Origin of the sequence: Salinicola socius, assembly GCF_001937195.1 — a bacterium.
In the GTDB taxonomy this organism is placed as follows: domain Bacteria; phylum Pseudomonadota; class Gammaproteobacteria; order Pseudomonadales; family Halomonadaceae; genus Salinicola; species Salinicola socius.
On sequence record NZ_MSDO01000005.1, the window covers coordinates 55,939 to 73,858 of the forward strand.

The 17,920-nt window shown below is 59.8% G+C and carries 25 protein-coding genes and 1 tRNA gene; 8 read left to right on the forward strand and 18 right to left on the reverse strand.

Going from position 1 to position 17,920, the window contains the following annotated elements:
* Positions 1-921 precede the first annotated feature (921 nt).
* The 3 genes from BTW07_RS05520 to BTW07_RS19575 form a co-directional block, all read right to left on the reverse strand.
* On the reverse strand, positions 922-1,398 hold the full coding sequence (locus tag BTW07_RS05520) for a hypothetical protein (RefSeq protein WP_075569172.1): 477 nt from the start codon (positions 1,396-1,398) through the stop codon (positions 922-924).
* A 132-nt stretch (positions 1,399-1,530) separates the two neighbouring features.
* Positions 1,531-1,716, reverse strand: a complete 186-nt coding sequence (locus BTW07_RS05525) for a hypothetical protein (RefSeq protein ID WP_144076834.1) — start codon at positions 1,714-1,716, stop codon at positions 1,531-1,533.
* A gap of 5 nt (positions 1,717-1,721) precedes the next feature.
* A complete protein-coding gene (locus BTW07_RS19575; RefSeq protein ID WP_144076836.1) occupies positions 1,722-2,096 on the reverse strand; it encodes a hypothetical protein in 375 nt (124 codons plus the stop codon).
* 557 nt (positions 2,097-2,653) lie between these two features.
* Between BTW07_RS19575 and BTW07_RS05530 the strand changes: the two genes are divergently transcribed.
* The 4 genes from BTW07_RS05530 to BTW07_RS05545 all read left to right on the forward strand — a co-directional run bounded on the left by BTW07_RS05530 (position 2,654) and on the right by BTW07_RS05545 (position 6,697).
* Positions 2,654-3,799: an AI-2E family transporter gene (locus BTW07_RS05530; RefSeq protein ID WP_075569174.1), complete on the forward strand. Its 1,146-nt coding sequence runs from the start codon at positions 2,654-2,656 to the stop codon at positions 3,797-3,799.
* Positions 3,800-3,939: 140 nt separating this feature from the next.
* Entirely contained in the window at positions 3,940-5,451 is a 1,512-nt protein-coding gene (locus BTW07_RS05535) for an efflux transporter outer membrane subunit (RefSeq protein WP_208605372.1), read from the forward strand.
* Between the two features lie 110 nt (positions 5,452-5,561).
* Positions 5,562-5,637 (forward strand) — tRNA-Thr (locus BTW07_RS05540).
* Between the two features lie 94 nt (positions 5,638-5,731).
* Positions 5,732-6,697 (forward strand): tyrosine-type recombinase/integrase, encoded by a 966-nt coding sequence (locus BTW07_RS05545; RefSeq protein ID WP_075569300.1) that lies wholly within the window; start codon positions 5,732-5,734, stop codon positions 6,695-6,697.
* 533 nt (positions 6,698-7,230) lie between these two features.
* Here the strand turns inward: BTW07_RS05545 and BTW07_RS05560 are convergent.
* From BTW07_RS05560 to BTW07_RS19580, 12 genes are read right to left on the reverse strand one after another with little or no spacing between them, the layout of a single operon-like run.
* A complete protein-coding gene (locus BTW07_RS05560; protein WP_075569177.1) occupies positions 7,231-7,446 on the reverse strand; it encodes a hypothetical protein in 216 nt (71 codons plus the stop codon).
* A complete protein-coding gene (locus tag BTW07_RS05565; protein ID WP_075569178.1) occupies positions 7,436-7,657 on the reverse strand; it encodes a TraR/DksA C4-type zinc finger protein in 222 nt (73 codons plus the stop codon). Before BTW07_RS05565 ends, BTW07_RS05560 begins: the two co-directional genes overlap by 11 nt.
* Positions 7,650-7,844, reverse strand: a complete 195-nt coding sequence (locus BTW07_RS05570) for a hypothetical protein (RefSeq protein ID WP_075569179.1) — start codon at positions 7,842-7,844, stop codon at positions 7,650-7,652. The genes BTW07_RS05565 and BTW07_RS05570 overlap by 8 nt, the downstream gene beginning before the upstream one ends.
* 1 nt (position 7,845) lies before the next feature.
* Complete coding sequence (locus BTW07_RS05575) at positions 7,846-8,097, reverse strand: hypothetical protein (protein WP_075569180.1); 252 nt, start codon at positions 8,095-8,097, stop codon at positions 7,846-7,848.
* Between the two features lie 14 nt (positions 8,098-8,111).
* Positions 8,112-10,451 carry a replication endonuclease gene (locus tag BTW07_RS05580; RefSeq protein WP_083941557.1) on the reverse strand — a complete coding sequence of 780 codons (2,340 nt, stop codon included), beginning with the start codon at positions 10,449-10,451 and terminating at the stop codon, positions 8,112-8,114.
* Positions 10,448-10,657 (reverse strand): hypothetical protein, encoded by a 210-nt coding sequence (locus tag BTW07_RS05585; RefSeq protein WP_075569182.1) that lies wholly within the window; start codon positions 10,655-10,657, stop codon positions 10,448-10,450. Before BTW07_RS05585 ends, BTW07_RS05580 begins: the two co-directional genes overlap by 4 nt.
* Positions 10,654-11,076: a hypothetical protein gene (locus BTW07_RS05590; RefSeq protein ID WP_075569183.1), complete on the reverse strand. Its 423-nt coding sequence runs from the start codon at positions 11,074-11,076 to the stop codon at positions 10,654-10,656. The genes BTW07_RS05585 and BTW07_RS05590 overlap by 4 nt, the downstream gene beginning before the upstream one ends.
* Before the next feature lie 34 nt (positions 11,077-11,110).
* A complete protein-coding gene (locus tag BTW07_RS05595; RefSeq protein WP_075569184.1) occupies positions 11,111-11,497 on the reverse strand; it encodes a hypothetical protein in 387 nt (128 codons plus the stop codon).
* Between the two features lie 44 nt (positions 11,498-11,541).
* Positions 11,542-11,787, reverse strand: a complete 246-nt coding sequence (locus BTW07_RS05600; protein WP_158025861.1) for an ogr/Delta-like zinc finger family protein — start codon at positions 11,785-11,787, stop codon at positions 11,542-11,544.
* Positions 11,784-11,972 (reverse strand): hypothetical protein, encoded by a 189-nt coding sequence (locus tag BTW07_RS05605; protein WP_075569186.1) that lies wholly within the window; start codon positions 11,970-11,972, stop codon positions 11,784-11,786. Before BTW07_RS05605 ends, BTW07_RS05600 begins: the two co-directional genes overlap by 4 nt.
* A 48-nt stretch (positions 11,973-12,020) precedes the next feature.
* Positions 12,021-12,227: a ribbon-helix-helix protein, CopG family gene (locus BTW07_RS05610; protein WP_075569187.1), complete on the reverse strand. Its 207-nt coding sequence runs from the start codon at positions 12,225-12,227 to the stop codon at positions 12,021-12,023.
* Between the two features lie 21 nt (positions 12,228-12,248).
* Positions 12,249-12,446 carry a hypothetical protein gene (locus tag BTW07_RS19580; RefSeq protein ID WP_144076838.1) on the reverse strand — a complete coding sequence of 66 codons (198 nt, stop codon included), beginning with the start codon at positions 12,444-12,446 and terminating at the stop codon, positions 12,249-12,251.
* 137 nt (positions 12,447-12,583) lie between these two features.
* Between BTW07_RS19580 and BTW07_RS05615 the strand changes: the two genes are divergently transcribed.
* The 4 genes from BTW07_RS05615 to BTW07_RS05630 are packed head-to-tail and all read left to right on the forward strand — an operon-like array spanning position 12,584 to position 15,385.
* Entirely contained in the window at positions 12,584-13,246 is a 663-nt protein-coding gene (locus tag BTW07_RS05615) for an XRE family transcriptional regulator (RefSeq protein ID WP_075569188.1), read from the forward strand.
* Positions 13,247-13,266: 20 nt separating this feature from the next.
* On the forward strand, positions 13,267-14,157 hold the full coding sequence (locus BTW07_RS05620; protein ID WP_144076840.1) for an AbiJ-NTD4 domain-containing protein: 891 nt from the start codon (positions 13,267-13,269) through the stop codon (positions 14,155-14,157).
* A gap of 50 nt (positions 14,158-14,207) precedes the next feature.
* Positions 14,208-14,693, forward strand: a complete 486-nt coding sequence (locus BTW07_RS05625; protein WP_075569190.1) for a hypothetical protein — start codon at positions 14,208-14,210, stop codon at positions 14,691-14,693.
* 20 nt (positions 14,694-14,713) lie between these two features.
* A complete protein-coding gene (locus BTW07_RS05630; RefSeq protein WP_075569191.1) occupies positions 14,714-15,385 on the forward strand; it encodes a S24/S26 family peptidase in 672 nt (223 codons plus the stop codon).
* Between the two features lie 301 nt (positions 15,386-15,686).
* Here the strand turns inward: BTW07_RS05630 and BTW07_RS05640 are convergent, their stop codons facing one another.
* The 3 genes from BTW07_RS05640 to BTW07_RS05650 form a co-directional block, all read right to left on the reverse strand.
* Positions 15,687-16,124 carry a thermonuclease family protein gene (locus BTW07_RS05640; RefSeq protein WP_075569193.1) on the reverse strand — a complete coding sequence of 146 codons (438 nt, stop codon included), beginning with the start codon at positions 16,122-16,124 and terminating at the stop codon, positions 15,687-15,689.
* 342 nt (positions 16,125-16,466) lie between these two features.
* Complete coding sequence (locus tag BTW07_RS05645; protein WP_075569194.1) at positions 16,467-17,471, reverse strand: phage late control D family protein; 1,005 nt, start codon at positions 17,469-17,471, stop codon at positions 16,467-16,469.
* Positions 17,468-17,911 carry a phage tail protein gene (locus BTW07_RS05650; protein ID WP_075569195.1) on the reverse strand — a complete coding sequence of 148 codons (444 nt, stop codon included), beginning with the start codon at positions 17,909-17,911 and terminating at the stop codon, positions 17,468-17,470. The genes BTW07_RS05645 and BTW07_RS05650 overlap by 4 nt, the downstream gene beginning before the upstream one ends.
* Positions 17,912-17,920 lie beyond the last annotated feature (9 nt).

Here is a 17,920-nt window from a genome sequence, read left to right on the forward strand (position 1 = left end):
GCTCGCGTCGAGACGATAACTCCATGCCATGGTGCAAAACGAATCACGCCCGCTGGCGTTAGGCGGTGTCACTCGAAGGTTCGTCGAGTGTCGAGGTGGAGTGAGCCATGAACGACCGTCACGGCGTTCTACGAGGTGGGGGGAGTCGCAGGAAGTGATAACCGACCTTTGATGATCGGCACGCGTCTAGCGAGAATCCGAGCAGATCGTGATCTTGAGTATGGGCGCTGGTTGGCGAATTAGCGAATACTCACTTTTCGGATGTCCCGAGATTTTCCTGCCGACAAAGGAGAAATCGCGCTTACCGTGGCGAGGTCACCGGCGCTGTCTCGATCCGATAGAATCGAATGGATGATCGGGAATCGAATTCTGCCGATAAAAGTATTGGTCGGCGCCGATAAAAAGAACTAGTTTCCTGATTCCGAGTCCGCCTGCAAGGTCTCGGCTTCCCCGTTAGTGTCGTTTTCTCTCGCTTGAACACAGGAGCTCATGTCTCCAAGGAAGTCCTCGGTGAAGATCACGTCTCACGAGCAGCGGCTGCTCGTCCCTAGAAGAACGAATGTTCCCGTGGCAGGAAGCCTTAACGCCAAGGCGATAATAAATAACGTCCCCCTCGGCACGCTAAAGACAAGAATCAGGAAACTGATCGACAGTGGCATCGAGCGCGAGCGGGCAATCGAGATCGCGTTGAACCGGCCCATTGGCCCTCAGGGCAGACCACGCAAGCAGGACTAAAAACCCGGCTAGCCGTATCAAAGCGCTACTGATATCGAATTGAGTGCGAAATGACGCGCTTGTCGGCGTTTTATTAAGCAGCGCTTAAGCTAAGCTGCGCTCGGTTTCGATTCCCGCGAAACACATTTGGCCCCGACTCGGTTCGGGGCTTTTTTTATCAACCGAGCCGACGGCAGACGCGTCGGTTCAGGCTCTGAGCCAGGCGTAAAGCAGCTTGTAGAAGGTTTCCTCATTCAGAGGCACGTACTTGGACAGGTCACGCTTCTGGCCGAACTGCAGGTCGGTGAAGTAATACTCCCCCTCGGACTCGATGATCTCCTTGATGTCGTCTTCGTCCGATGAGGCAAACAGCAGTACGCGATTGCCGTGAAGGTACTGTTCTTCCGGTTCGACGTGCAGCTTGCAGCTACCCAGCGAGATGGTCAGTTCGCGCAGGGTCAGCTCGAAGGTCTCGTCGAATTTCTCGAGCGTGTGAGAAGTATCTTCGTAGCGAACGTCGATGCCCTCCATTTCCAGCGCCGCGATCCACCCCTCGATGTTGCTCTGCAAGACGCGCAACTGCTCCTTGCAGGTATTCAGTTCCTGTTTGAAATCCGTCAGCTGCTGCTGGCAGTTGAGAATCTCGTCCTTGATATAGCTTTGGAGTTGCGCGATATCGACCATGATGATCCCCTTGCATCGATCCCTTGCGGGCCCGATGTCTATAGTAGTCTGCTGACGACAAAAAACCGCCTGTCGCAGGCGGTTTCGAAGCTGTGGCTTTGACGACGACGGTTCGAAAGACGTCGATGTCGATCAGGCGGCCGCCGGATGATGGCCGAGGCGGGAGCGCTGTATTGCGCTCAGCGCTTTCTCCAGATCCAGCGTCTTGCACTTGAAGGCGCTGCAGTTGGCACAGCGGACATTGGCGCCTTCGCTGGCGTTCACCGGCAGATAAAACTGCTGGTGCGAACAGACCGAACAGCTAAGTTCCAATGTCACCCGGATCATGCCGTGGCCCTCAGGGTGGGGTAGTGATCGTTCAGGGGACGATTTTCTCGTGCCATTTTCAGTGTCAGACTGCGGCACTGATTGAGAATCTGCATCGAGTAGTTGGGAGCGTGCGAGTCCGTCCAGTGACCCACGGTGTCGAGAAAATCTCCGCATTCGGAACAACTGATTTCGTCCCAGTCCTCCAGTGCTTCGACTGAAACCGATTGAGCGTTACCGCAGCGGGTGCATGAGATAGTGTCTTTCATGATCAGCCCTCCCTGGCTTGGGTTGGTCGATCGACCAACCAGAATGGTGGCAATCCTTGCCGCTTGATGCTGGGCGTCCTTGCCCGGTGCTGCCCGGCTTTCCGTGCCGGCTGACGATTTCATGCTGGCACACCCCGCTAGTGCTGTACAAGCCTTGTACGAGACGCCGTGTCAGGCTAAGTTATCCTGCGTTAAATTTTGTTCACTAAGCCGCTGAATCCATTGGGACGGCAGCACTCGCGAATTTTGAAAACTTTTGTAATTCCGCCATGTCGTGTCCGCGGTGTCGTCAGTTCTTCAATGAAATCCGAGGACTACGACGAATGGATGGGGTGGGGCGTCACCGTTCTGTCATCGAGATCAGTCACGTTGGGACGGCAAGAGCCAGGAAGGCGACGATATCATCGGCAGGGAGGCAGAGAGCAGGAAGCTCGTTCGAGTGGACAAGGAAAGGTTTCAGGACCAGCGCTCAGCCGTGAGGCTTGGCGCTTTCCTGTCCATGTCCCCCTACTGTCCGTGTGATCGTTCCCGTGCCCTTGTTTTCGAGCCTCGCTAACGCTGACTTTTACCGGATTCGTCACCAATACGTGGGGGAATGCGGTTACCTGCATTCTTCACTAAACGTTTGCACGCTGTGACCGCTATGCTTGGTGAACAAGTCCCTTCGATTCGGAATCCTCATGAGTTCTCTGAGCCAGCACAAAGCGTTCATCCTATTGCTGACGCTAGTGTCCATCGCCTTCGTCTGGTTGTTGTTGCCGTATTACGGTGCCGTGCTGTGGGCCGTGATTCTGGCAATCCTGTTTCAGCCCATGCATCGTCGACTGGAAGCTCGCCTCGAAGGCCGACATAACATCGCGGCGCTCATCAGCGTGCTGGCCTGTCTGTTCATCGTCATCATTCCGATGTCACTGATCTTCGGTGCCCTGGTGCGGGAAGGCGCCAGCGTCTACCAGCGCGTGGGCAGCGGGGACATCGACTTCAACGCCTATATTCAGCAGTTCCAGAGTTCGCTGCCGACATCGGCGCAGACCTGGCTCGGTGACGCCGGCTTCGGGAGCCTGTCCGATATCAGCAATCGCCTGGCATCCGCACTCGAACAGGGCAGTCGACTGATCGCCACACACATGTTGAGCATCGGCCAGAACACGCTTCAGTTCCTGGTCAGCTCCGGCATCATGCTCTATCTGCTGTTCTTCATGTTCCGGGACGGCCGCTCGCTCGGTCAGCATATTCGTATCACGATCCCGCTGAGCGACGAGTACACCTACAAGCTGATCGACAAGTTCACCGCCGTGGTGCGCTCCACCGTCAAGGGCAATGTCATCATCGCCATCGTGCAGGGCGCGATCGGCGGCGTGGCGTTCTGGGCATTGGGCATCGAAGCCGCGCTGCTGTGGGGCGTGATGATGGCGTTCCTCTCGCTGCTGCCGGCGATCGGCTCGGCCATCGTATGGGTGCCGGTGGCCACCTATCTGTTGATCACCGGCGCCTACGTCAAGGGCGCGATCCTGATCTTCGTCGGCGTGGTGGTCATCGGCCTCGTCGACAACTTCCTGCGTCCGCCGCTGGTCGGCAAGGAGACCAAGCTGCCGGACTACGTGGTGCTGATCTCGACGGTCGGCGGGATGACCCTGATGGGCATCAACGGCTTCGTACTCGGCCCGTTGATCGCGGCGCTGTTCATCGTTGCCTGGTCGCTCTATCGCCAGGAGCAGGAGGAAGCCGCCAAACTGCCACCGGGCGAGACGGCATCCGCGGACTCGTCTGCTGAAGCCGGGACAGAGAACGGCTCCAGGACCACGCCGGAAATCCGGGAGTATTGATGCGATAGCTGTCTGGGTGGATTGATTGTTAATATGCTAACTAAATCGCTGCGCCTGGCTGCGCTCTCTTCGGGCCACATCCCAGGCAGCATCATTACCAGACAGCTTTATTACCCAATAGCATCAGTACCAGGAAACGGATGTCCGACTCGATTCGACTCATGTGTGGCACCGCCCGGTGGATTGGCGGCGCCACGATCGCGGTAACCACACTTGCAGGTTGCGCCAACTACGCCGGTATCGAACCGCAACAGACGCTGACCCCCATCAGCCGCCTCAGTGCACAGCAGATCCTCGGCCATGCGCCGGTATCGCCGGCGGCGTGGCCCGAGGCCGATTGGTGGAAGCAGCTCGGCGACTCCGAACTCGACGACCTGATTCAGGAAGCGCTGGGCGACTCACCGGATATTGCAATCGCCCAGGCGCGGCTGCGTTCGGCCAACGCCGCCATCGCCTCGGCGAAAGCCAGCCGGCTGCCGAGCCTGGATGCTTCCGCCGACATCTCGCGATCTCGGGTGTCGAAAGTCGAGGATCCGCAAGGGCAGGGCAACTTCTACTCCACGTCTCGCTCGCTGTTGGTGTCGTTCGACTATGACCTGGATCTCTGGGGTGGCACCCGTGCCGCGTGGGAAGCCGCGCTCGGCGAAGCGCGAGCGCAGGAGATCGAGTTTCGCGCCGCCGGGCTGACGCTATCGGTCAACGTGGCGCGAGCCTACGTCAGTCTGGCCGATGCCTACGCCACCCGAGACGTGGCCCAGCGCCAGCTGGATCGGGCGCAGCGGATCAACGACATCAACGACGAACTGCTTCAGGCCGGCTTGAACAACCAGTCGCAAAGCCTGCAGTCCAGAGTGACCGCCGCCAGTGCGCGCCAGGCCGTGGAATCCGCCGAACAGTCGATCCGCAGCGAACGCATTTCGCTGGCGATTCTGCTGGGCAAGGGGCCCGATCGCGGGGAGGCGATCCCCCGGCCCACCGCGCTCTCGCCCGCCATCGCCGCGCTGCCCAGCGTGATTCCCGCCGAGCTGATCGGCCATCGGCCGGATGTCGTCGCCGCGCGCTGGCGGGTCGAAGCCGCTTCCAAGAGCATCGAGGCAGCCAAGGCCCGGTTCTATCCCAACATCAATCTGTCGGCGATGGCCGGGTTTCGCTCGGTGCTGGGCGACTACTTCTTCAGCGAAGCGGCGAAGTCCGGCAGCGTCACGCCGGCGATCTCGCTGCCGATCTTCGACGGCGGCCAACTGCGCGCCAATCTGGAAAGCACCGACGCCGACTACGATTTGGCGGTGGCGCGATACAACCAGACCATCGTCTCCGCGCTGGGGGAAGTCGCGGACGATATCACCACGCTGCAGTCGCTCGACCGCCAACGGGCGAGCCAGCAGAACGCGCTGGAGAGTGCCCGTTCCGCCTACAGTCTGGCCGAAGAGCGCTACCGCGCCGGCATGGCCGATTATCTCGACGTGCTCAGCAGCGAGCAGCAGCTGCTCTCCGCCGAGCAGAAGCTGAGCCAGCTCGACACCCAGCGCCTCGACCGCTCGGTTCAGCTCGTCCAGGCATTGGGCGGCGGCCTGTCGCTGGATACCGGCGCAGCGCAAGGTGACGGCGGAATCGCCCCCGCGCCCGGCCCCGACGCAACCCCCTTGGATTGACTGCGGGTGACACCCAAAGCCTCAACGCCAACCGTCTGTTTCACGACGATTTGCGGATGACGTTTCCAGTTGTCCGTCATGGCGTTGATGATTATCATAGGCGCCGCCTGGCCGGTATAGCTCAGCTGGCAGAGCAACGCATTCGTAATGCGTAGGTCGGTGGTTCGAGTCCACTTACCGGCACCAGGTATATCAAGGGTTTGCGCCCGATCCTGCCTTGCACCACTTCCTTTTTATCCAGTATTTGGCACACTTGCGGTACATCTCCGCAGGTAACGCTATGGCTACGTTCCAAAAACGCTCCGGCTCTTGGCGAGCGATCATTCGCAAGAAAGGCTATCCGCAACTCAGCGCGACGTTCGACACGAAGGCGCATGCCGAGCGTTGGGCGAAGCAGATCGAAACCGAGATGAGCCAGTCCCGGTTCGTCGACACTCGCGAGGCCGACGCGCTGACAATCGCGGCAGCGCTCGAGCGTTACGAGCGGGAGATATCGGTCCATAAGAAGAGCTATCGGAACGAGCGATCGCGGCTCGCGATCCTCGCACGAGATCTCGGACGATTCACACTCTCGACCCTCCGGTCATCCGACGTCGCACTGTATCGCGATCAACGGCTCGAGATCGCGTCGGGTTCGACGGTTCGCCGCGACCTGGCGTTGCTGTCGCACCTTTACACCATCGCGATCAAAGAATGGGGGATGCCAGTCGACAATCCGTGCGCGAAGATTCGAAAGCCGAAGCTGAACAAGGATCGAGAGCGCCGCGTAACGGATGATGAGCTTGCCGGGCTGATGGAGGCAGCAGGCGCGCTTCACGTTGAGATGCCGCGATTGATCACGCTGGCCGTCGAGAGCGGCATGCGGCGGGGCGAGTTGATAGGGCTGAAACGGTCGGATGTGAGGGGGAGTGTGGCCTACCTGGCCGAGACGAAGAATGGCACCAGTCGAGCGGTGCCTCTTTCGCGAGCGGCCCGCGCGGCGGTTGAGGAGCTACCGGCGAGGCTGGATGGTCAGCTCTTCTCGCTGCGGCCCGATACGGTCACGCACTATTTCGAGAAGAGCTGTAAAGCGGCGGAGGTTGAGGGGCTGCGGTTTCACGATCTGCGCCACGAGGCGACGTCGCGATTTTTCGAGAAAGGGCTCAACATCATGGAGGTCGCCGCGATCACTGGTCACAAGGATTTGCGGATGCTGCGGCGATATACCCACCTCAACCCCTCAGCGCTTGCGGAGAAGCTGGGGTAGAGCGTGGTCGCCCCGGTCGGCGGCGCGGTTCTTGCTGCGCTGTCGCCTCTTCGGCATCCAAGTTCTCGAGCCATTCCATCACTCGCGTCCGCTTCCATGCCCAAAGGCGACCGACCTTAAACCTGCCTGGCGGCAGTGCGTCGCTCTCCCGCTTGATGAGGTTGGTCACCGCCTGCTGCGACTTGCCCATCAGCTGTGCCACGTCCGATGCGTAGAGAATCTCTGCCTGGTGATGTCTCATCATGAGGAGGCTCCTTGTTCTTTGGGGCGGCGAGCTCGCCATCGGTTGAATCGGTTTTGAATCAGTCGGAACGTGGCCGCCGCTTGCTGGTTAGTGTCGATCTCCGCTCGGCTCGTCACTCGGCAAGCCTTCCGGATCCACTCGCTGGCGTCCTGATCGGTGTGTGTGCCGTCCGGCACATCCGCGCCGAATTTGGCCCGGGCGCGGCGATCGAGGTAGAGCCGGAACACGGGGTCGCGGCAGAGGATGCCCGCCGCGCGGGCGTGGTGGTTGCCAGCCATCGTCCGGCCTCTCAGTACTGATACCGGCCCGGCATCGCCGGGCGCGGATCGTTGATGGTCATGTCCGCCGTCTCGGCGCGATCGGTCGCACGGATCTCGATCACCTCGATACGTGGCATTACGCGGGACGCCAGCGCGATTTCGGCCTGAAGAGCAATGCCGATTGCGAGCGCGAAGATAAGCAGGGCTGCGGTATTCGACAGCCGCTTGATACGTTCACCGGACATGACGGCCCCTTGCTTCTCGGATCGACTGGCAGTCGATGCAGGTAGTTGCCCAGGGCGCGGCCTGACGGCGGGCCTCGGGGATCTCGGTGCCGCATTCCTCGCAGTCGATATCCATCGCGCTGGCGAAGGTCACCGGCAGTTGGTGCTGGGCGAGTGCGTTGGAAAGATGGCGCTCGATGACGACACCGGCGTTGTCTGCTGCATCAGCCATGGGGGCGCTCCTTCATTCGCTTTTGCACGCTCGGCAACTCGCTGTAGCAGCCTTTACAGGTGCTTCTCAGGCCATCCGGCTGGCGACGGTCGCCGTAGAAGAACTCACGGTCTGCGGGGAAGTCCTCTCCACAGCTCACGCAGATCTTGGTTTTTTCCGCGACTGGGGTGCTCTCGATATCAGCCATGTCAGTCATTCCAGTGGGTGAGTTCGTCGTCGGCTGCCGTTTCCGGTTCCGGCTGCCCGCCGGCTGGGTGAGCGCGACGTTCGTTCTCGGCGTCATTCCAGGCTGCATCGGCCGCCTGGCTGGCGATGTCGTTGGTAACTCCGGTCTGGCGGTGGATGCGCAGGGCGAACCGACGGCACCATTCGTCGTGGCCCAGCAGGCGCTGGCGTTCGGCGTCACGGGCGCCGCGGTCGATCATTCGTTGGGTCTGCATTGTTCGATCTCCTGTCAGATTCCCTCGGGGAAATACTCGGGGACGCCCTGCCTCTCCGGCGGGGCGGGTTTCGGGTGCCGCCGGACGGCGGCCTGGATCATTCGGTGCTCGAGATCGACGTCGTCCATCTCTTGGCGGACGTGTTCGCTGGCGCGCCACTCTCGATAGCGTTGGAGTTGGGCCTCCAACTCCTCCGGGGTGAGTTCTTTCGGCGTCAGCAGGCTCCGAGGGATGAGGCTTTGGCCGGCCCCCGTGCCGGGATCCGTACAGTTAGTGACACAAGTCCAAGGGTCGGCGGCTTCGCCGCCTCCCGAAAAACTCCCGCCCGCGGCGTTGCGCTTGGGCCGGACGCTCCAGCGATACAAACGGGTGAGGTACTCCGCCGTGCGGCCCTTGTGATCCTTCACGACTAGGCCCTTGGGCACTTTGATCTCGTCGCCGTAACGGCCGCGCTCGACGAACCCACTTTTCACCTCGCCGGTGCCGTGGCTGAAATCGTCCTCTTCCTCACCAGTGCGGAAAGCGGGAATGCTCCAAGGCTTGATCGGTTGATCCTTGCGAGGCGTGTTCGGACCGCCCATCAGGCGGAGAAACTGATCCCAGTGGCCGCCAAGGGCAGCTTCACGAATCTGATGCAGCACGCGGGCAATGGAGGCTCGGGGCTTGGTGGCTTCCTCCCACGCCTTCAGCTCGTCCTGCTGCTTCTCGGTGAGGCGGCGCACCTCGCGCCAGACCGTGACGCTCGGCAGGCCGACGAACTGAAACTGTCGGATGCCCCAACAAGCGGCCCATGACTCAATTCGAGGCGCCACATCGGCGAGATCGTGGCCGTAGTTGTCGAGATGGTCGCCATCGACGCCATCGCGGGCGAACTGCTCGCCGTTGATGTTTTTCGAGATGTATTTGGCGACGTAGCCGGCGGCGGTGCCTTTCTCCCGATCCATGATCTCCAGCTTGAATCGAGCTGTGTTTTTCTGACCGAAGCGGTCCGACAGCTCTTCCGGCGACTCTGCCTCGGCGTAACTGCGCAGCGTCTCCGTCACGGCCTCAACATGATCTGGCTTCGCCCAGACAAGCAGATGCCAGTGCGGGGTACCGTCGTGGTGCGGTTCGACCACGCGGATGCCGTAGATCGACAGTCCATCGCGAGCCAGAGAGGCGCGGGCCTGGGCCCACAGCTTTTGCAGATGCTGCTGTGCCTCGCGAGGTGTGCTGCCGTCGTACTTAGGATTGCGCCGCGAGCTGTGTTCCTGAACTGGGTGAAACCGCGACGGCGTGGTGATGGTGTAGAACAGCCCAACATGCCCAAGGCGATTGGCCTCGGCCTCGGTATCGCTGATTCTCAGCATCAGCTCGGCACGTCGATGATCCGGGTTCGCCAGGCCTAGCTCTGCCAGCTCGGCGAGGGTGTAGGTCTGGCCGTCCTGATTGGTCGCCTCGAACATCTCCAACAGAGAGCGGGTGCGGATCTTCTGAGAGCGACGGCGTGCAATGGTCAGGTTGCTGCAGTAGATACCGGCGCGTTTATGCACGCGGCGAGCCTCACGCATTACCTGCTCGATTCGGCGACCGGCAAGTCGGCGCAGTTGCCGACGCCACCAGTTCGGGCAGGCCAGACGGGAGATCTGCGCACCGCGCTTCATCTTCGGGCTGGGCGGTGTGATGCCATGCAGGCGAGCACGTTCACGCGCCTGCTTCAGCGCCATCTCATCGGCAACCGCGATGCTCATGATCGGCGCACGTTCCCATCGGAAAACGGCCAGCAGGGGAATGCTGGGCGGTGGTGGGGTTAGTGCATTGCGAGATTGGGCGATCATGTCCGCCACGTAGCGCACGCGTGCCGAGGTCGTTTCACCCTCAATACGAGACAGTCGGCGGGGCGGTGTCAGCAGGCCCAGACGCAGCCGGCGATTATGGCTGGCGATGTTGCCGATGAACTTGTTGCGCGCATCCTCGACGCCCATGGCCTGCGCCTTCGCGTAGTCGCATAGCGCGTCGTCGTCATGCGTCGCGTTGAGCGTGTTGATCACCAGACATTTCTCGACATCGGCCAGCCAGTCGCACGCGGCCAGCAGGCCACTTGTGCGGGAGCCTTGGCGGCGGATCTCGGCAAACGTCCGACGCAGGTCCATGGCGAGCGTCTCGAAACGGTCGAACACGCGGTCCGGATCGATGAAGCGAGATTTATGGCGGCGCAACCACGTGTTACCGGCGGCGTTACCGTGTTTTTGGGCTATCTCTACGAACGTCTCTGCAAGGCTCTCCGCGAGCGACGGCAGACGGTCAAAGATGGCCTTACGCCATTTGTGGCAATCGGTTGTTCCGAACAGAAGGGACTGTTCAACGGCACTCATCGGCGCTCACCTACTTGTGGGGAAAGCGCAGCGAGAATGCGACCCTCCATCTGGTGGATGAAAGACGCCAAGCGGCGTTGCTCGTCTCTCAGGACGTCGGCTGCTGCTGAATCGCCGTCTTCATCGACCTGCTTCGCGAGCTGAATGATTTGCAAGCGAGCGTCGGTCAGCGAGTAAGCGACATCGCGATACGTGAGGTTGCTCACTGCGCCCCCTGCTCAATCAGATTGAGCCAGTGAAGCGCGGCCTGACGGTCATCCTCGAGCAGTGCCTGGCGCGCATTGCGTGCCATCTGGCATGACGGCTGGGCCGAGGTTTCCAGCTGCTGGCGTAGGCGCTGGGCGTAGCGGCTCATGCGGCCAATCGCAGCGCGGATAGCGTCGCGATCGTGCTTGCCCAGGCTCTCGATGCTGCGCAGTGCATCCTTCGCTTCCATACCGGCGCTTCCGGCAACTGCCTTACGCTCGGCCAGTTTCAGATCGGCCCACAGCTCGGCCAGATCCTTGTCCTCGGTGCGGGCGTGCAGCTCGGCGCGCAGGGCGCCAAAGCCCGCGCGGCCGTCCGGCTGGACGACCGACAGGTGACGTTGTTTCTCGGCGGTTACGGCGTGGGTCGCGGCTGCCATGGTGAGACCTCGCGTTCGGCGTGTGGGCGGTGCGTTACTGCTGGGGGCGCGGGCGAACGATGCGCAGCGCGCCCCGGTCCCGGGCCTGTTCACGGGTGGCGAGTAGATCGCCAACGGTGAACGAGATCGGCGTGCCGCCGGCGGTGCGCAGCACGACGACATGCTCGGTGCTGGATTCGAGATCGATCCACGCGACTTGATTGAGTGACTCGAGTTCAGCGCTGGCGTGAATCGCGGAAAGCTCGGCTTTCGCTTCCGGCATGGCGAGCTCGCTCATCAAAAAGAGCGTGCAGTTCTCGAGCGCTGCGCGACGGTCCAGCCCCCGGCAGTAGCGCAGGAGATAGCCCGTCGCGGCGTTTTTCGGGTCGAGTTTTGGGAGCCGCCGAGCCTGACGGCCGGCGGGGAGCGTTGCGATAGTCATGGTGTCTTTCCTGAGATGTGCCCGGCGGGGCGTTGTGTTGACGGTCAGCCGTTGAGCGCGGCGAGCTGGTCCAGCGTTTGGCGGCGCACTGCCAGCGGCATGGGAATCGAGACGCCCGCGTCCGGCGCGCGGCTCAACTGGAATGTCTTCGCGAACTCGATATAGAGCTTGCCGCCCCAGCCGCACGCCTCGTTGGCGCACTGGGCGTAAACCTCGTACAGCACGGGCGACGGGCGCCGGCTGGTGCGAGTCATCAATCGTTCGCCGCAGTGGGGGCAACAGATCCTCAATGTCGTTCTCCTGTTACTTGGTAGAGGGCTCGCCCCCGGCCGGTGAGTCTGGCGTTGCTCTCGCGAATGCTGGTGCGCAGCAGGAACTCGGCCGCTTGTTGTCTGGATTCCAAGCCTTCGCGCTCGCGCACGGCATCCAGTACCGCCGCGGTCTGCTCATCGAATTCGATGGTCTGTTCCGGCATGGAAGCTCCGTTTTGCACGGTGGAAAGACGGTTGATGTACGGCTTCTTTCAACCGGCGCTCACTGGCACCGTGGTATTCAGCGACGCCGGGTCGATACCGAGTGCCGTGCGGGCCTGCTGCAACATGAGCTGGCGCATCATTTCGGCCCGAGAAATGCCGTTGTAGTTGGCGTGGGCCTGGATGATCGCGGCCTCGTACTCGTCGAGGTAAACGGTGCACTTGTTGCTGCGAACGCGCTTTGGGTCCTGGTACATGGCGACGATTCCTTGTGCGAATCAGGAGACGGCTTCGGAACGGCTTTTCTGGTACTGCTCCAAACCGCGCAGTGTCATCAGTCGCACGGTCGCGGATAGTGAACGGCTTTCACCCGCTGCCACCTTTTTGAGCTGATCACGCTCCTCTGGGGTGATTTGAGTCATGACCTGGCAACTGCAGCCGTTTGGTGATCGCGTTACCGGGGAATGCACGTTCATGTGTTAGTCTCCCTTGTGGAGTTGTGTGTACCCGTTGGAGCACGCCCTAAGGGTGCATTTCCGTTCTTTTGTGCACGTTTGTGCATTGGTGAGAAAACTAAAGCCCAAACGAGCATTTGTCAAAGGGAAGTTGAACAATGGTGCACATCCATGAGCGCCTCAAGCACGAAAGGCTGCGCATTTCGCTTTCTCAGGATGAGTTTGCGCGCGCTTGTGGAGTGTCCAAACGTGCACAGGCGAGCTATGAAAGTGGCGAGAGAAGCCCGCGAGCCGAGTATTTGGAAGCTGCTTCAATAGCGGGAGTCGATGTCCAATATGTGTTGACGGGAGTGCGTGGAGAAAGCCGAAACGATTCGTCTCTTCTCGAAGTAGAGCGAACACCCCCTGGCACGGCTGTCCCACTTTATGATGTTGAGGGCGCTGCTGGTGCCGGCCGCTCGCTCGATACCGAGAACGTCGTAGGCACGTTCACAATCGACGCCGAGACGCTGTCGCAACTCGATCTTGTCGGTGCTCGTCTGGCTGGCGTGCGGGTGCGGGGCGACTCGATGGAGCCAACGCTATTCGATGGCGACTGGACGTTCGTCAATCTGGACGACACGAACTTTGCCCAAGCCGGTGTGTTTCTGGTGTGGGTCAGCGGGGAACTGCGCATCAAGCGGGTGCAGCGGTTGGCCGGTGGCGCGATGTACCTGATCAGCGATAACACGCACTACCAACCAGAAATGATCGCGCGCGATCGGATGCAAGAGGTTGCGGTGCTTGGTCGCGTGAGAACGCGGCTGGGTGAGATCAGTTGAAAAGTGGGGGCTAAATTCGTATGAGCAAATTTTCTCAGCGGGTATTAGGAATTAACGCTGAATGTCCTGTCCAAGTTGACGATATGGATATGGCGCTCAGGAACTCATTGTGGAATGCTTTTGATCAGGGCTTCTTATCGTACCTACGCGCCGGTCATGCCATCGAAGAATCTTACTATCTACGACGCTTTTATCTCGCCTTATACGAGTCGCACCTGAAACTTCCCACGCATTATATTGACTTATTTCACGACAGCGAGGCTAAAAAATTATTTAGGACATTTTCGGAATCACCTTGGTATGAAGTCTACGACATTCTTGAGTTTGTGGTTAATTGGGTCGAATCAAACATTGGGAATGGAAGAAGGTCGCTGACAATTGGTGAGTTTAAGAGCAAAAATATCGAGAAGTATGCTGTAGCCTTAAAAGATATTTTTAACAATAAGCTCGAGCGCGAAAATTCAGGTTTTCGGTTCGTAGGCACTGTATTGGTTCAGGTCACTTCTGATACTGAAATTAAAGCGATTGAACAGGGCGTCGCTCAAACAGACAGGTTCTCTCCAGTTGGTCAGCACCTTGCGTCTGCCTTGCATTACTTGACGAGTAAGACTGATCGCGACTATCGCAACTCTGTGAAAGAGTCCGTTCTCTCATTGGAGAGCCTTTGTAAGATTGTCACCGGAGATAAAGCTGGCACGCTGGGCCAATTGTTGAAAGAGCTCGAGAAACAGAAAACGATCCCACCAACGATGAGTGCGGCTTACAGCAAGATATATGGATTTTCGTCTCAGCCTAATGGCATTCGCCACGGCATGCTCGACGAGGATGAGATCGGTTACGATGAAGCTCTGTACATGCTCGTGGTGTGTAGTGCTTTTGTTAACTACGTGACTAAGGTTGTCGGCCAATAATATATAGCTGGCAGCGGACAAAGAGCCGCGCCACTACGCAAGGGGATACTATGCGTCTATTGAAATTCGCGGGACTAATCTGCGCATTTTTCGCGCTTTCACTCGGCCAAACAGTCTATGTAGAGCCCGCCGCAGCTGAATCGCAGTTCGCCCAAGTTGACAGCTTCCGCGCTGGCGTCCAACGGATTTTTTCGCCCTCGATTCTCGAAGACGTGGATTTCAAGAATGGACATGGTGAGATCGTTTTTCATGCACCAAAGGTGCTCCCCGACTACTTCGAGGCGGGAGACAAGGTCAACAAGATTTTCGCTCTTGAGTCCGCACGACTTTTCCGCGACATGCCCACGCTCAAGAGCCTTGATATGGCGATCCTGGTTGAGGGAGAAGCCCGGGCGATTTCGCTCGAGCGCGGCGCGGTCGAGGACTACTACAGCGTCGACTTTACGCAGCTCAGCGACAAACGCCGTTGGCAATCGTTTGTCGCTGACAATGATAGCAACGAAATGCGTCAGGCTTTCGTCGATAACTTCCGCTGAAAAGAGCCCACCTACGAATCATGAAAGTGACTTATCTCGGGCCGGTGGCGGAGTGTGCCGACCACCCAGCGATTCAGGAAATGCCGGTGAGCGATCTACCGGCCTCGAGCTTTCTGGTGGAAGTCGCGCCGGATGCGGGTGTCGATGGCGAGCTGATCGAGGGCGATGTGCTGGTCGGTGACGAGAACCGCATCGCTGAATATGGCGACGTGGTTCTCGCCTGCGATGAGTGCGACGAGATGCGCGCTTACCACTCACACCGGATCGGCGGATATCTGCGGCTCGTACCTATGGGCGGCGGGCAGGCGGTGCCGGCGACTTCGCTTGATTGCGTGGGCGTCGTGGTGCGGCGGGCGCGCAATCCGGCAAACGACATCCAACAAGAGACACCAACGATGGCTATCACACTGGCTGAAGCGTTCGAACCTTGGTATCGCATGAGTACTTGGCACACTCGTGGCCCTAACAATGACAAAACGTTTTACCGATGCTGCTATGAGTTCTTTCAGGTTCATGGTGGTCGAGCGGGTGCAGAAGAGTTCCGAGAGCATCTACGGGATGTGATACCGCGCCGGGGCGATGGTAATTGGTTAGAGCTACATGAAGAAAAGCTGGGAGAGTATGCGAGTGATTTCGAGGTGATCTTCTTGTATCTGTCGGACACAGGGCAGATATCTAGCCGCAATTCATAATTTCAACAGAGAGAGTTGGTTATGCCACTTTTCTGCTTAACGTACGACCTAGTGAAAAGGCGTGATTACCAGAAGCTATATGATGAACTAGATAACTTTGGTGCCATCGAGACGACCGAGTCTCAGTGGTTTTTTAAAGCCACTGGAACAAATGCGAAGAAGTTGAGGGAGCACTTCCAGCATTTTATCGATAACGACGATAGGCTAATGGTTTTGCGCGTTGCGAATGTCGCTGATGAGCCTGCGTGGTCTGGTATTAGGTTGTTGGCTAGTCCTAATGACCTGTAAATACCAAGTAACTTTAAAGCACTGATTCACACCAGCCTGCTCGATGGCCGCCCTGATAGGGGCGGCCCAATCCCGCCGCGACTAACTCGGTCGCCAGATCCTCGCCGGCGATCATGACTCGCGCGGCGATCCGGAAGTATTTGCCCCGCTCCAACTCTTCCAGCTCGATATGATCCGCGCCGCGTAGTGCCGCCACGGTGAACTGTTTTGCCTGGCGCGCGAGACGCTTCTCGCTATCGCAGTGAGCGCGGATTTCTGGCGCATCGACGCCCTTCACGCGGATCGGTACCCGCTCGCCAATGATCGCCGGCCAACCGGCAATGTCTGCGCGGAAAGTATCGCCGTCGTAGATGCTAGTGACTTGGCTGACCGTGGCGCTGCCGTAATCGGCGACGGCGGCCGGGGCGTGGAGTAGCGCCGCCAGTAGAGCTGCGATGATGCGTGTTGTCATTCGATCCTCAGTCAGAGCCCGGCGCCATGCGCCATAGCCGTACTGTGACGCCATTGGGGAATGCGTTTCCAATCAGGTAGCGGTGTGTTCCCGGAATGCCGGCATCCGACCACAAATGATGGCTCAGCATGCAACGACCCGACCAAATCTCACCATTCCACACGACGTGGTATTCGATCCAGTCATGCGTCGGGGGAGAGTGCCCTGGCCAATCCATCCAGCCACGCTCCAGCAGGCGTTCGCGCCAGCGCGCGATGTGTTCGGATATTTCCGACATTATGTGATACCGGATGCTGGTTAAAAATACAGTATCCGGTAGATCGTATCAGGCTTGCAACAGACTCAGATAGACGGCTTCGTCTCTAACTGGAGGCTGTTGGTGTAGCCGCCATCGTTGATCTCGTGCCTCACCTCAACGAGTAGCCACTCGGTTTCCTCGATCTCTCGCTTCCAGCCGACGCAGCGCGCCGGCGTTTCCGGATAGATGTCGGCGCGACCTTCGGCCAGGTTGAGCGTGAATTCGGCTGTGCCCCGTTTAAGGCGCTGCCACTCCGACTTTGCGGCGGCGAGGGCGTCTTCTGAACTGGCGTAGATGGGACGGAGGCGCTTGGGGTTATCGTCGGACCCGGCGATGACATCGCGCCTCTCGGCGCCTTCGGTATCGTACCAGCTGGCGATGACGCCCGAGTAGCTGTCTCGATCGCTCACGCTGTAGCGGTGCTGGTCGCCATCTTGCCGGCGAATGATGATCGGTGGGATCTCAAGGCCCGTTGCGGTGGTGGACTGGCCGGCGGGAATGAACAGCAGGTTTCCCGCCTTCACCGTTGTCATGGCGTCGTAACGTTCGGCCAGGCGGGTCAGGAAGTTGATATCGCTCTCGTCGGTCTGATCGATATGCGCGATGCCGACGATGCGCAGCGCCTGGCCGATGCTGGGATTCAGATCGTGGCGCTTGGAGATGGTGGTGACGATGTCGCCGAGCGTGGTGCGATGCCAGCTCTGCGTTCGCTTCACCGGGAACTGGCCGCGCAGGTTCGCGCTCGAGGCGCGGATCGAGAGCATGTCAGGCGCGCCCGAGTGTTCGACTTCATCGACGATGAAGGTGCCACGCTGGGTCAGCGGCTCGCCGCTCCAGCCGATGGCGACGTGAATCTCGACGCCGCGGCGGGGCAGGGCGAGCTGTCCATCATCGTCGGTAAGCACCAAATCCAGCTGGTCAGCCTCGAGGCCGCGGCGATCCGTCAGCGTGAGACGCTGGAGCCGGCCGCGAACGCGCGGGGTGATCTGCTGGCCGTTGATCGCAAGGCGGTAATCCGGCGAGCGAGCCGGTCTGCCGACGCTGCTCATGCCAGTGCCTGCGTGACGGCGCGGAATGTGGTCTCGCTGATGGTTCCGAGCAGTTCGCGGCGATCATCGTCGATGCGGGAGAGCGATAGCGAAAACGTGATGTGCTGCGCGGCACCGTCGCGGAAGTGGCGGTCGCTGCCTTCGTCCATCGAGTCGATGATGTAGAGCCCATACATGCGGCCGGTTCCCTCGATCAGCGGCCACGCCGCGCCCTGGTCGCCCATCGCGCGCAGTTGGTCGAGATTCGACTGACCACCAGTGAACTCGGGGTAGAGCTCGCCGGTCAGCGTGATGGTGTCGCTGCCCGGGCCGAGGAACTGCATCGCTGGCCGCTTGCCGATTCGCGAGAGGCTGGACTGGCGCCATTGGGTTTGGCGCTTGAAGTCTTGGTAGGCAGCGGTCGATAAGGAGAAAACGAACATTCCATAAACCATCATCATGGAGTTTTA